Source organism: Cellulomonas dongxiuzhuiae, assembly GCF_018623035.1.
In the GTDB taxonomy this organism is placed as follows: Bacteria; Actinomycetota; Actinomycetes; order Actinomycetales; family Cellulomonadaceae; genus Cellulomonas; species Cellulomonas dongxiuzhuiae.
In genome coordinates this window covers 127567-140835 of sequence record NZ_CP076023.1, presented here as the reverse complement: position 1 = coordinate 140835, position 13269 = coordinate 127567, and the positions used below count along the sequence as shown (strand labels likewise).

Below are 13269 nucleotides of genomic sequence, written 5' to 3'. Positions count from 1 at the left end.
CTGCTGGTCTGGTCGGGCGTCACCGTCGGGCTGGCTGCCCTCGTGGGGCTGGTCTACGCGGTCCACCCGCTGCTGACGTGAGCCCGCCCGGGGCCGCTCAGGGGGTCGCGTCCTGCGTGGTGGCACTCGGGGTGTGTGCGCTCGGGGCGCGGGGTGCCGAGGCCTCGCGCGCGACCGGGATGTCGACGAGGCGGAAGTCGTCGTCGAACGTGACGCCCGTCCCTGCCTGGAACACCACGGTGTCGACGTCGAGACGCGGGTACACGAACGAGTACGTCCGGGTCTGGCGGCCGTCGATCCAGTGGCCGGCGTCGAGGTCCGACGCGGTGAACCACTCGCCGTCCGGCCACGTCTCGTTCTCCGCGACGCGGTAGTCCAGCGGGAACAACCGGGACGCGCCCTGCAGGACCGTGCCGCGGGCGGTGATGTCGTGCGGCGTGACGGTGTCGCCGGCGCGGTGCGAGGAGAACCCGCGCAGGAAGCCCACCGCCCAGCCCAGCCCGTCCTCGTCGTCCGCGGCGTGCACGGTCAGGTCGACGACCACGTGGCCGTGCACCCGACGGGCCGTCGCGTCGACCTCCCACACGCGGGCGTACGTCTCGACGCGCAGCGGCGTGCCCGCAGTACCGACGTGCGCGCCGAAGGGCGGCAGCTCCCCCTCCGTCGTGACGTCGGTGCGCGTGACGACCTTCGACGTGAGCGACACCGTCACCCGGCGGTTGAGGGCCCGCCCCTCGTCCGACATGTTGTCCGCGACCGGTTCCGACTCGCCGCGACCGTCGACCTTCATGCGGTGCCCCGAACCGCTGACCTGCGCCGCGAGCGCGTCCGCGACGGCCTGCGCGCGTCGCCGCGACAGGTCGCGGTTGTACGCGTCGTCCGCCTGGTCGTCGGTGTGGCCGACGACCTCGACCGTGCCCGACTCCCGCTCCGCGAGCCGCTCCGCGACCAGCGTCACGGCCTGCGCGGACTCCGGCGTCAGGTCGGCCGAGTCGAACGCGAACAGCACGTCGGACCCGAGCGTGACCTCGACCCGCTCCGTGGACTCGACGGTCCGCACGGCACCGTGGAGCTCGGCGCTCGTCGACTCCAGCGGGAACGTCGGCGCGCTGACGACGGCGTCGAGGTCGAGCTCCTCGGGCGGCTCGACCTCCTCGACGTCCGGGGTGGCCGACGGGCTCGCGGAGGCCAGCGCGGCCGCCGTCGCGGCGGCGTCCGCGGCGGCGGCCACGTCGTCCGGGTGCGCGGCCGGGGGGATCTCGCCCTCGATGATCGGCACCTCCGCGAACAGCGGGGCGCCGGGCACCAGCAGGGACAGCACCTCTACGTCGTCCGCCGGTGCGGCGAACGGCATCTGGAGGCGCGTGCCGTGCGCCGTACTGATCCGGTCCCAGTGCTCGGGTGCGACGACGGGCTCACCCTCGGCGTCTGCGCCGACGTGGTGGACCACGTCGCCGGCGAGGTCGAAGAGCCGGACGTTGACCGGCGCCCTCCCCTCCGCGATGAAGGACGTCACGTCGAAGCCGAAGATGTGGACGTTGTCGTCGATCTCCTCGAGGGGGACGAGGTCGAGCGTCAGGACCACGTGCTCACCCGCGCGCACGAGCGGGTGCACGCGCAGCTCGAGATCCACGCCGCCCTCGGGGATCACGGCCGTCGCGACGACGTCGTCCGGCTGCGGGCCCGGGTCGACGGTCGGTGTCGGGGTGCCGGGACCGGGGGCCGGGTGACCGCCTGTGCAGGCGACGAGCGCGAGACCGAGCGCGACGGCGAGGGCGGCGCGCACCGGGCGGAGGCGTCGGGCAGCGGGCACGTAGGTCTCCAGGCGGTGAGGGGTGCCGCCATGATGCCCGAGAGGTCCGGACCGGGCATTTCACCGTCCACAGGCTCACCCGTTCAGCGCACACCACGTCCCCCGAGCCGGACCCGCCCCCACATCCCCTCCCCCATCCGCGAGAGAGCGATCCGGCACGACCGGATTGCTCTCTCACCAACGGGGTGGGGGGTCGACGCGGCGGCGGCGTGCGGGGGCAACGGACGAGCGCGGCGCCCGTCACGCCGTCGCGCGCGCCAGCACGACCTCCTCGACCGCCGCGCGCAGGGCCGGCGGCACGTCGAGGGCCGCGAGGTGCGAGAGCCGCACGTGCAGCGGACGCGCCGACGTGAGCACGTCGAGCACGCGGCTCTTGAGCTCGTACCCGACCTGGGCGGCGTCCAGGATCCCGTGCAGCCGGCTCGCGACGTCGTTGGGCCGCAGCGCAGGCGCCGCGCCCAGCCCGACGCGCAGCGTGGCGTCGACGGGCACGTCGGCCACCGTCACGCGCAGGCGGCCGTCGGCCGTCCGCGCGACGACCGGCTCGACCGCCCCACCCTCGACGGTCGTCCCGGGCCGGACGTCGTCGGCCACGGACAGGAACGTCGCCGTCCACGTCCGCGTCGCGGGCAGGAAGCCGTGCGCACCCGTGACCGGCCCGACCGTCAGCACGCCCGCCGCCTGGTCCCAGACCAGCGGCGTGCGGGCGACGCGCGACTCGTCGAGGCCGTCGCCCGTGCCGTCGTCCTCCACGAGCGTGAACGCGCCGTCGGCGCCGACCACCACGAGCACCTCGAGCGCCTCGGGCTCGACCGGGTCGTCGCCGGGCACGTCGGCGGCGTCGAGCGGCACGAGGGCACCCGCCGGGGCGAGGACGGGGACCGACGTCAGGTCCCGGTGCAGGACGAGCTCGCGACCGCCGTCGTAGACCAGACCCGTCAGCACGTCGACCCACGTGCCCTCGGGCAGCCACGCGCGCACGGCCGCCGTCACCGACGCGGGGTCGCGCGGTGCCGTCACCGGCGCGACCAGCAGCTGCGACCCGAACGCGAGCTGCCCGGGCACGCGGTACGCCTCCGCGTGCCGCGACCAGCGGTGGTACATCGGCGTCACGAGCGGCACGCCCTCGCGCGCGGCGCGGTGGTTCATGGTGTGCAGGTACGGCACGAGGCGGTGGCGCAGGCGCAGGAAGTCCGTCTGCGCCGCGGCGTGCTCGGGGCCGAACGACCACGGCTCCTTGGTCAGGAACGGGTTGTGCGACGAGTGCAGCCGCAGCACCGGCGAGAACGTCCCGAGCTGCACCCACCGGGTCGCGAGCTCGTCGTCCTTGGCGCCGAACATGTGCCCGCCGACGTCGTGGCTCCACCAGCCGTAGCCGATGTTGGCGGCCGCCGCCGTGAAGTGCGGCTGGAACGCCAGCGACGCCCACGAGATGACCGCGTCGCCCGAGAACCCCACCGGGTAGCGGTGCGACCCGGGCCCGGCGTACCGCGAGAAGGTCAGCGGGCGCCGACCGTCGCGCGCGTTGTCGAGGAAGTGGAAGTGGTTGAGCATCCACAGCGGGTCGATGCCCGCGACGCGCGAGTGGGCGCCCTGCTGCCAGTCGATCCACCAGAAGTCGACGCCGTCCGCCTCGAGCCCGCGGTGCATCACGTCGAGGTACGCGGTGAGGAAGGCCTCGTCCGTGACGTCGAACGCGATCGGGTCACGCGTCGAGGGATCCAGGCCGAGCGCCGCGCACATCGCCTCGTACACCTCTTCGTGCGGGCCGACGCCGTCCGCGGGGTGCACGTTGAGCGTCACGCGCAGCCCGCGCGCGTGCACGTCGGCGAGGAACGCGGCCGGGTCGGGGAACAGCTCGCGGTCCCACGTGTACCCGGTCCAGCCGCTGCCGATCGCGGCGTCGACGTCCGTCACGTGCCAGTCCATGTCGAGCACCGCGACCGAGAACGGCACGCCCGCGGCGCGGAAGCGGGTCAGCAGCGCGAGGTACTCGTCCGCGGTGTAGCGGTGGTAGCGGCTCCACCAGTTGCCGAGCGCCCAGCGCGGCACGACCGGCTGCGCGCCCGAGACCGCGTACAGCGCCCGGACGGCCTCGGCGTGGTCGTGGCCGTACGCGAAGACGTACAGGTCGGTGCGCGCGTCGTCCCGCGGGGCCACCCAGCCGTCGTCCGTGAGCAGCAGGGACGTCGAGTCGTCGATCACCGCGTAGCCGTTGCGCCCGACGACGCCCGGCTCGAGCGGCACCGCGCCGTCCGCCTCGTCGAGGGTCCGCGCCGTGCCGCCGAGGTTGCGACCGTCGTCGTCCTGCCCGTAGCGCCACACCGAGTGCCAGGTCGTCACCGCGCCCAGCACCGCGACCGACAGGCCGCTGGTGGTGAACGGTCCCTTGTCGTAGGTCAGCCGCAGCCGGCGCGTGACGACCTCGAGGTGCGTGCCCCGGTCGACCACCCGGAACTCGGGGACCGGCTGGCGGCGGTGCAGCGCGAACGTCGACGGGCGGTCCTCGAACACCCCGTCCGGGGAGTGCTCGAGGCGCAGCAGGCCGTCGGTGAGGACCGTGATCCGGTAGCGGTCGCCCTGCACGACGGCGGCGGGGTCGGCGACGGGGTGCGTGGGCAGCGTCGGGAGTGCCATGCCGTCCATCCTTCGTGGCCGGCGGCGGCCCCGCACCCCGTGCCCCGCACGCGTGCCGGCGGGCGCGGGAATCGGACGCGGACGGCGTGCGTTGCGACCTGCATGCCCCTCACCGGTGAGTACGCCCCCAGCCCCGACGACTGGGCCCGCCAGCAGGCCGAGCTCTACGAGTCCTCCGCAGGGACCGAGGGCACGACGCTCAACGGCCGTCCCGTCATCGTCCTGACCACGCTCGGCGCGAAGAGCGGCAAGCTGCGCAAGACGCCGCTCATGCGCGTCGAGCACGAGGGCGAGTACGCGGTCGTCGCCTCCAAGGGCGGCGCCCCGGAGCACCCCACGTGGTTTCACAACCTCACGGCGAACCCGCGCGTCGAGCTGCAGGACGGCCCCGTGAAGAAGGACTACGACGCGCACCTCGCCACGGGCGACGAGCGCGCCGTGTGGTGGCAGCGCGCGGTCGCGACGTGGCCCGCGTACGACGAGTACCAGGCGAAGACGGACCGCGAGATCCCCGTCTTCGTGCTCACGCCCGTCGAGGACTGAGCCCGCTCCCCCACGCACGACGCACCACGCACGACGCGCCCGGTCCCCCGCGAGGGACCGGGCGCGTCGTCGTGGTGCCCGCGTGCGGACGCCGGCGTCAGGCCGAGTGGTTCGACGTCCCGTTCGCCCCGACCGTCGTGTCCGCGATGCCGGCGATGAGCGCGTGGAGGTCCAGGCCCGTGAGGGACTTGATGACCTCCTGGCCCTCGCCGAGCACCTGGCCGACGGTCCGCGTCATGGCCGACGCCCCGTCGGTCGAGACGACCGTGAGCTGGTCGATCGAGCCGATGGGCTCGGCCGCGGCCCGGACGATCTCCGGCAGCAGCGCGATGACCTGCTGCGCGAGGACGGCCTGGCCCTGCTCCCGCAGCGCCTCGGCCTGCGCGCGGGTCGCGTCGGCCTGCGCGAGACCCTCGGCGCGGGTGGCGGACGCGCGGGCCGCACCCAGCGCCTCGAGCGCCTTGGCCTCGGCGAGCTGACGGTCGCGCTCGGCGTTGCCCGCGCGGATGGTCGCCTCGGCCGCGGCCTCGGCGTCCTGGACCGTGGCGATCTTGTTCGCCTCGGCGACCTTCATGCGGCGGTACGCGTCCGCCTCGGCGGCCGCGTTGGCGGCGTCACGCTCGGCGTTGGCGTGCTGCACCGCGGCGTACGCGGACGCCTCGGCCGGCTTGCGGATGTCGATGTCGAGCTGCTCCTCGGTGACCTTCGCCTTCTCGGCCAGCGCGTCACGCTCCTGCAGGGCCACGAGCTTGTCCTGCTCGGCACGCGCGAGCTGCCCGGCCGCGTTGGCCTCGGCGTTGGCGCGGTCGGTCTCCGCCTTGATCCCCGCCTGCTTCAGCGCGAGGTCGCGCTGGCGCTCGGCGATCGACTCCATCGCCTGGATCTTCGCGAACTCGGAGACCTGCTGCGCCTCGGCCTCCTTGACCTCGGCGACCTGCCGGGCACGCGCGGCCTCCGCGCGGCCCAGGTTGGACAGGTAGTCGGAGCCGGGCGTCGAGATGTCGGAGATGTTGAGCAGGTCGACCTGCAGACCCTGCTCGGCGAGGTCGGACTTGGTGGAGCTGACGACGGCGTCCTGCAGCGACTTGCGGTCGCTGATGATCTGCTCGATCGTCATGTCGCCGATGATCGCGCGCAGGGAGCCCTCGAGGGACTCCTTGATGACGTCGTTGAGCGTCGCCTGCTGGGACAGGAAGCGCTGCGCGGCGCGCCGCACGCCCTCCTCGTCGCCGCGGACCTTGAAGTTGATCGACGCCTTGATGGCGAGCTTGATGCGGTTCTTGTCGACGCCCTCGACGGTGATGCCGATCTGGCGCTGCTCGAGCGAGATCGGGAAGCCCTGCTGGAGCACGGGCCACACGAACACACGCCCACCGACGACGACGCGCTGCCCGCCGTCGACGGCTGCGTTGCGGCCGGCCCCGCGCCCGACGATGACGAGCGCCTCGTTGGGCGGCACCCGCCGGATGCGCTTGGTGATGAGCGCGATGACCGCGACGAACGCGATGACGAGCGCACCGACGGCCAGGATCGTGGCACCGTCCTGAAAGAAGTCGACCATGGTGTCCCGGCTGAGCCGGGCCCCTTTCCTCTGAGGTCCTGCGTGGGTGGTGCTGGGCCGCGGCTCCGGTCGAGCCGCGGGTGCGGCTCAGGTCGACGTGCGGCGGGAGCCGGGGGTGCGGGTCACGCGGGGCGGACCTGCACGCGCGAGCCCGAGACGGCGACCACGACGACACGCGTGCCCGCCGCGATCTCCTCCTCGGCCCACGCGAGCCGCGCCTCGAGGTCGCGCACGCCCTCCAGCCGCACCTCACCCCCGGACGGCCCCGTGGTGGCGGTCGTCATGCCGAAGGCGCCGTCGAGCGGCGGCGGCGGCCCGTCCTCGGTATCGGACAGCTGCTTGATCACGCGCTGCGCGACCGCGAAGGCGAGCACCGCGAAGCCGACACCGATGACGTACGCCCACACCAGGGGCAGGTCCGCGGCGAGCGCGATGACGCCGCTCGCACCGAAGACCACGGCACCGACACCCGCGGCGATGCCGGAGAAGCCACCCTCACCGATGTCGAACGACTCGAAGACGTCGCCGAAGACGAGCGACGCGAGCAGCAGGACGAGGCCGATGCCGCCGATGACGAGGAAGACGGTCACGGCCGTGGGGGTCCCTTCGGTGGGTGTGCGCGGTCAGTATGCCGCAGCACCCCGCCCGGGGCGGGCCTCCCGGCGCGTCAGGGGCGCTCGACGTCCTCGGCCAGGGCCGGCGCGGGCACGCCGCGGCCCAGCATCGAGTGGCGGTAGGAGTACCCGAAGTAGATGACGGCCCCGACCACGACCCACACGAGGAACCGCAGCCAGGTCAGCGTCGTCAGGTTGAGCATCAGCCAGATGCACGCCAGCCCCGAGATGATCGGCAGGACCGGCGAGAACGGCACCCGGAAGCCGCGCGGGAGGTCGGGCCGCGAGCGGCGCAGCAGCGGGACCCCGAAGCTGACGAGCACGAACGCCGACAGCGTCCCGATGTTGATCATCTCCTCGAGCAGCTCGACCTCCGAGAGCCCGGCGATGAGCGCGACGATCACGCCGGCGCCCACCTGCAGCCACAGCGGCGTCCCGAAGCGGCGCGACGTGCGGGACATCGCGCGCGGCAGCAGCCCGTCACGGCTCATCGCGAAGACCACGCGCGTCAGGCCCAGCAGCAGCACCATGAGGACGCTCGTCAGGCCCAGGACGATGCCCACGGAGATCACGCGCCCGGCCCAGTCGGCGCCGACGAGCACGAAGGCGGTCGTCAGCGACGGGGAGTCCGACGCGGCGAGCTCGGTGTAGCTGACCATGCCCGTGACGACGACCGTCACCAGGACGTACAGCACGGTGACGAGCGCGAGGCCGCCGAGGATGCCGCGCGGCACCGCGCGCTGCGGGTTCCTCGTCTCCTCGGCCGTGGTCGCGACGACGTCGAAGCCGATGAACGCGAAGAACACCAGGGCGGCACCGGACAGGATGCCCATGACGCCGTACATGCTCGGCTCGAGGCCGAGCAGGAAGCCCGTGAGGGGCTGGTGCAGCGCGCCCGTGCCCTCGGGCGCGGGCTGCGACGGCGGCACGAACGGCGACCAGTTCTCGGCCTTGACGTAGAAGAAGCCGGCGACGATCACGAACAGCGTGATGCCCACCTTGAGGATCGTGAAGACGCTGTTCACGCGCGAGCTCAGGCGTGTGCCGATCGCGAGCAGCGTCGTGAAGACGGCGACGATGAGGACCGGCCCCCAGGCGACGTCGGCACCCCCGACCGCGACGGTCGGCGGCAGGTCGACGCCGAACAGCGCGAACGCGTCCGACAGGTACACGCCCCAGAACTTCGCGATGACGGCCGACGCCAGCAGCATCTCGAGGATGAGGTCCCACCCGATGATCCAGGCGATGAACTCGCCCATCGTCGTGTAGGAGTACGTGTACGCCGAGCCGGCCACGGGCATCGTCGACGCGAACTCGGCGTAGCACATGATCGCCAGCGCGCACACGACCGAGGCGATGACGAACGAGACGATCACCGACGGCCCGGCGTACCGGGCGGCGGCCGTCGCGCCGACGGAGAAGATCCCCGCGCCCACGGCGACCGCGACCCCCATGACCGCCAGGTCCCACGCGCCGAGCGTGCGCCGCAGCCGGCGGTCCGGGTCGCCGACCACCGCCATCGCGTCCTCGACCGACCTGCGACGCAGGATCCCGCGCGGTCCGCCTGCGCGCCGTGCGTCCGTCGACGTCATGGTTCCCCCTCGGGTGCGACTGCGTGCCACCCGTGAGCATGGCGTCCACGGGCACCGGGGACCACCGGACCTTCGTCCCGGTCCGCGGGCCGCCGCCCCCGCGGCTGCCGGCGTGCGGGGCGCACCGGCCCTCGGCATCGTGGGCGCATGGACGACACGGCAGGACGCTCCCGCGACGACGGACCCGACGACCGGCACGTGCCCCCCGCCGGCGTCGACGACGCGACCGTCGCCGCCGTCGGCGCGGTGACGGCGGCGTTCGAGGTCGTGGAGCACGCGCGCGGCATGCTGTACGCCTTCCACCGCCTGGTCGGGCGCGCCGACCTCGAGCTGCAGGAGGCGCTCGACGACCTCGAGGCGGCGGGTCACGGTGAGCTCGCCGACCGGGTGCGGGCCGACGTCGTCGGACGCAACGTCATCTCCGGGAGGTGGACGTTCCAGGTCGTCGAGGACTTCGACGACGGCTACCACCGGGCGTTCGCCGACGCCGAGCGCCGTGTGCGGGACGAGCTGACCGCCGGGCGGCGTCACGTGTACGAGGCGCAGCTCAAGGAGCGGGAGCGCACGCACGGGCGGCGCGGGCACGAGGCCCTGCCGGTCGACGTGCCACCGCCGGACGGCGGGACGCGTGCCGACGCCGGCCGCGTCCCACCCGCCGGCTGACCCGCGGGCCGACCCCAGCCCCGCCGCAGGTCGCGAGGTTCCACCGTCCCCGGCGAGGCGGCCCCGGCCACCGGACGAGCACGGGCATGCTGCCCCCGTGACCGACCTCCTCACCTCCGTGCGGGCCGCCGGCGCGCGTCGGTCCCTCCCGCGCCGCGGCCGTCCCCGCTGGCCCTGGGTGCTCGTGCTGCTGCTCGGACTCGCCGCCGGGCTCGGCACGCCCGTGGTGCTCGACGCCCAGGCGGCCGCGCAGCACCCCGTCAGCGCCGGTGACCTGGCCGCGGGACGCGCCGCGCTGGGCACGCTCGCCGTCAAGGGTCGCGCCCCCCGCACCGGGTACGACCGCGACGAGTTCGGGCCCTCCTGGGCGGACGTGGACCGCAACGGCTGCGACACGCGCAACGACGTCCTGCGGCGGGACCTCGTCGACCTCACCGTCAAGCCGGGGACGCAGGACTGCGTCGTCCTGCGCGGCACGCTCACCGACCCGTACACGGGCGAGACGATCGCGTTCACGCGCGGCGAGCGCTCGGCCGACGTGCAGATCGACCACGTCGTCGCGCTGGCGGACGCGTGGCAGAAGGGCGCGCAGGGCTGGACCGACGAGAAGCGCCGCCAGTTCGCCAACGACCCCGCGAACCTCCTGGCCGTCGACGGCGGCGCCAACCAGAGCAAGGGCGCGGGCGACGCCGCGACGTGGCTGCCCCCGAACCGCGGGTACCGCTGCGCGTACGCGCTGCGGCAGACCGCCGTGAAGGCCGGCTACGGCCTGTGGGTCACGCAGGCCGAGCACGACGCGCTCGCACGCGCGATCGACCGGTGCGTCGTCGCGGGCTGAGTCACGCGCCCCGGCGGGCCTGCAGGTCCTCGCCCGACCCACCGACGTTGCGCGGCCCGATCGCGCCGCCCAGCCGCCGTGAGACGGCACGGGCTGCGAGGACGACGCTGCGCGCGTGCTCCTGCACGGCGGCGGCGGGCATCCGCGCGGCCGGCGCGACGAGCGTCAGCGCGCCGACGACGTCGCCGGTGTGGTCGAGGACGGGTGCGGCCACCGCCCGGATGTCGGGGTCGAGCTCGCGGTCGTCGACGGCGAACCCGCGGCGGCGCGTGCGCAGGAGCTCGGCGCGCAGCTCGCCGGGGTCCGTGATCGAGCGGGTCGTCACCGACCGCAGCCCACCGGCGACGGCACGCTCGACGAGCGCGGCGCCGGAGACCGACAGGATCGCCTTGCCGCTCGCGGAGCAGTGCAGCGGGACGGTGGCCGGCAGGCGGCCCGCGGTGCGGCCGGCGGACCCGGGCGCCGACCGGTGGCCCGCGAGGCGGACCTGCAGGCCGTCGGGCACGGCGAGGACCGACGTGCAGCCGCTCGTGCGTGCGAGGTCGTCGAGCGCGCTCGCGGCGACCGACTCGATGTCGAGGCTCGCGAGGTACGCGTGCCCCAGGCGCAGGGCGCCGGGGCCGAGCCGGAAGCGACCGCTCACGGCGTCGCGGCGCAGCAGCTCGGACTCGAGCAGAGGGGCGGCCAGTCGCAGGACGGTGGACTTGTGGACGTCGAGCCGGCGGCCGATCTCTGCGGCGGTCAGACCGGCGGGGTCCGTCTCCGCCGCGCACACGTCGAGCAGTGCGAGTGCCCGACGCAGGGAGAGCGACTCGTTGCGGCCCGGGCGCGCTTCGACGTCGGGAGTTGTGCTCACCGCTTCACTATCGCAGACGCTGGACGTCCGTCCGGGTGACGTATCACCGCAGGCCAGAGGGGCACACCGGGGCACACGGGTGCAGAACGTGCCAAGGCGGGTGGGTGATTCAGGCCACTGGCCAGACCGCCAGCAGCCATGCCCCGCCGAGCGCGAGCAGCGCACCGCAGACGAGCAGGAACACCCCCACCCAGAGGATCGCCGGCACGTGCGTGAGCCCCGCGAGCAGTCCCGCGTCGGACTCGTCGCGGCCGCCCCGCCGGCGCAGCCGGCTGCGCTGCACCTGCATCTCCAGGACGGCGCGCGGCGCGCCCAGCAGGAAGAACCAGGTGAGGCCCGCGGCCACCACCGTCTGCACCTGCGCCGGCGCCCACAGGGTCACCGCCACCAGCGCGAGCCCGCTCACGAGGACCGCCCACAGCCCGTACCAGTTGCGGATCTGCAGCAGCACGAGGACGACCACCACCAGCAGCAGCCACAGCACGCCGAGCGCGTAGCCGCGGGACAGCAGCCACGCGGCCGCCACGCCGAGCACGGCCGGGCCGGGGTAGCCGGCGGCGACCGTCGCGACCATGCCCGGACCGCGGGGACGCCCGCGCGAGACCGTGAGACCCGAGGTGTCGGAGTGCACCCGGATGCCCGACAGCCGCCGCCCGGCCAGCACCGCGACCGCGGCGTGCGCGGCCTCGTGGACGATCGTCAGGCCGTGGCGCAGGAGGTGCCAGACGAACGGGACCGTGAGGGCGAGCAGCACGGCACCACCGACCACGAGCACGGTGACGCGGCCCGGCGCGGGCTGCGGGGTGGTGACCTGCTCCCACAGGCCCGCGAGGCCGTCGGCACCGGAGGGCGTCGACGTCACGAGCAGCGCCGCGACGGCCCCGCCCGGTCCACCTGCGCTCACGGCAGCTCCTCCAGGGCGACGTCGGTGCCGCCGGCGGTGAACCTGACGCCCTCGGGCACCACGACCGCCTGCTCGAGCAGCACCCCGGGGGGCAGCCCGTCGAGCGGCACCTCGATCCCGACGAGCCGCTCGGCGACGTCACCGGGCAGGTCGTCGAGCTGCAGCGTGCCGGCGCCCAGCGTGACGTCCTGCACGTCGACCAGGAGGCGACCGTCGCTCACGCGCGGCAGGAGGCCCGCCGTCAGGGGGATGCCGAACAGCTCGCCCGAGGCGCGCAGCACCCCGCCGTCCACGGCGACGTCCATCTGGGCGCGCTCCGCGACGACCTGCTGCAGGGACGACGTGGGGACGGTCGCCTCGAGCCGCACCGAGCCGACGCGGTACGGCGCGTCGAGGGAGACCCCCGCGGCGTCGACGACGACGTCCGTCGCCTCGACACCCTCGAGCGCGACCCCCGCGGCGGTCGCCCGCACGTCGTCCAGCGAGCCGGCGAGGAGCTGGGGCAGGAACAGCAACCCCCGGATCTGCACGTCCGGGTCGCCGGTGACCTGCAGCTGCTGGGACAGCACGTCCGCCGCGGTCTCCTCGGCGCTGCCGCGTGCGAACCCGTCGGCCACGAGCACGCCGACCGCGACGAGCCCGAGCGCCACGACGCCGCTCACCAGTCCCTTGGCGCCCATGCGCTCCCCTCCGTCGTCCCCGTCGTCCGCGCCCACCGTAGGGGTCCGGCCCACGGGACGCCCGCGTCGACCGCCTGCGCGTCCCGGCCGCCCTGTGGCGTGCGTCACACCGACTGTCTAGGCTCGTGTCACGTTCGACGGAGGACGCGCGATGACCTGGGCTCTCCTCTTGATCACCTCGGTGGCCCCGACCGCGCTGCTGTGCGCCGTCTGGGCACTGATCCCCTCGCCGGAAGAGCCGCCGCGCTGGCGCGTGGCGCTGGCCGACGCCCTGGAGGCGGTCGCGCACCGCCTGCGGCACCGGCACGTCGAGCCGTACGACCCGTTCCGCACGCTGGCCGTGCAGGAGCGGCTCGGCGCGGTCGCGGACCACGTGCGGCATCTCGAGGGCGACGAGCGGCTGTTCGCCCGGGCGGAGCGGATCATCGCGTCGCAGCTCGCGTACGACCAGCTGCTCGCCGAGGCGTGCCGCATGGCGGGCGTCGAGGTGCGCCCCGCCGCGGCGGGCGACGCGCAGGAGCGGTTCCGCGAGGAGGTCGAGCTGGCCGCGCGCGGCTGGACCTGGTGA

The 13269-nt window shown here is 74.4% G+C and carries 12 protein-coding genes; 4 read left to right on the top strand and 8 right to left on the bottom strand.

What is annotated here, in order from left to right; translation table 11 throughout:
* Positions 1 to 97: 97 nt before the first annotated feature.
* Together KKR89_RS00620 and KKR89_RS00615 are read right to left on the bottom strand one after the other, a co-directional pair.
* Positions 98 to 1813 carry an OmpA family protein gene (locus tag KKR89_RS00620; RefSeq protein WP_208196785.1) on the bottom strand — a complete coding sequence of 572 codons (1716 nt, stop codon included), beginning with the start codon at positions 1811 to 1813 and terminating at the stop codon, positions 98 to 100.
* 240 nt (positions 1814 to 2053) lie between these two features.
* Positions 2054 to 4450, bottom strand: a complete 2397-nt coding sequence (locus KKR89_RS00615; protein WP_208196784.1) for a glycoside hydrolase family 31 protein — start codon at positions 4448 to 4450, stop codon at positions 2054 to 2056.
* Between the two features lie 102 nt (positions 4451 to 4552).
* On the opposite strand from KKR89_RS00615, the gene KKR89_RS00610 reads away from it, so the two are divergent.
* Entirely contained in the window at positions 4553 to 4993 is a 441-nt protein-coding gene (locus tag KKR89_RS00610; RefSeq protein ID WP_208196783.1) for a nitroreductase family deazaflavin-dependent oxidoreductase, read from the top strand.
* A gap of 97 nt (positions 4994 to 5090) precedes the next feature.
* Here the strand turns inward: KKR89_RS00610 and KKR89_RS00605 are convergent, their stop codons facing one another.
* The 3 genes from KKR89_RS00605 to KKR89_RS00595 form a co-directional block, all read right to left on the bottom strand.
* Positions 5091 to 6554, bottom strand: a complete 1464-nt coding sequence (locus tag KKR89_RS00605; protein WP_208196782.1) for a flotillin family protein — start codon at positions 6552 to 6554, stop codon at positions 5091 to 5093.
* A gap of 122 nt (positions 6555 to 6676) precedes the next feature.
* On the bottom strand, positions 6677 to 7144 hold the full coding sequence (locus KKR89_RS00600) for an NfeD family protein (RefSeq protein WP_208196781.1): 468 nt from the start codon (positions 7142 to 7144) through the stop codon (positions 6677 to 6679).
* Positions 7145 to 7221: 77 nt separating this feature from the next.
* The gene (locus tag KKR89_RS00595) at positions 7222 to 8760 is read right to left on the bottom strand and encodes an amino acid permease (protein WP_208196780.1); all 1539 of its coding nucleotides are present in this window, start codon (positions 8758 to 8760) and stop codon (positions 7222 to 7224) included.
* 147 nt (positions 8761 to 8907) lie between these two features.
* Here KKR89_RS00595 and KKR89_RS00590 point away from each other — a divergent pair, with 147 nt between their 5' ends.
* Both KKR89_RS00590 and KKR89_RS00585 read left to right on the top strand, forming a co-directional pair.
* Positions 8908 to 9423 (top strand): hypothetical protein, encoded by a 516-nt coding sequence (locus KKR89_RS00590; protein ID WP_208196779.1) that lies wholly within the window; start codon positions 8908 to 8910, stop codon positions 9421 to 9423.
* Positions 9424 to 9520: 97 nt separating this feature from the next.
* Positions 9521 to 10261 (top strand): HNH endonuclease family protein, encoded by a 741-nt coding sequence (locus KKR89_RS00585; protein WP_251140953.1) that lies wholly within the window; start codon positions 9521 to 9523, stop codon positions 10259 to 10261.
* Between the two features lies 1 nt (position 10262).
* On the opposite strand, the gene KKR89_RS00580 is transcribed toward KKR89_RS00585, so the two are convergent.
* The 3 genes from KKR89_RS00580 to KKR89_RS00570 form a co-directional block, all read right to left on the bottom strand.
* Complete coding sequence (locus tag KKR89_RS00580) at positions 10263 to 11117, bottom strand: IclR family transcriptional regulator (protein WP_208196778.1); 855 nt, start codon at positions 11115 to 11117, stop codon at positions 10263 to 10265.
* A gap of 109 nt (positions 11118 to 11226) precedes the next feature.
* On the bottom strand, positions 11227 to 12021 hold the full coding sequence (locus tag KKR89_RS00575; protein WP_307802222.1) for a M50 family metallopeptidase: 795 nt from the start codon (positions 12019 to 12021) through the stop codon (positions 11227 to 11229).
* Entirely contained in the window at positions 12018 to 12701 is a 684-nt protein-coding gene (locus KKR89_RS00570) for an LmeA family phospholipid-binding protein (protein ID WP_243882977.1), read from the bottom strand. Before KKR89_RS00570 ends, KKR89_RS00575 begins: the two co-directional genes overlap by 4 nt.
* A gap of 151 nt (positions 12702 to 12852) precedes the next feature.
* On the opposite strand from KKR89_RS00570, the gene KKR89_RS00565 reads away from it, so the two are divergent.
* On the top strand, positions 12853 to 13269 hold the full coding sequence (locus KKR89_RS00565) for a hypothetical protein (protein WP_208196777.1): 417 nt from the start codon (positions 12853 to 12855) through the stop codon (positions 13267 to 13269).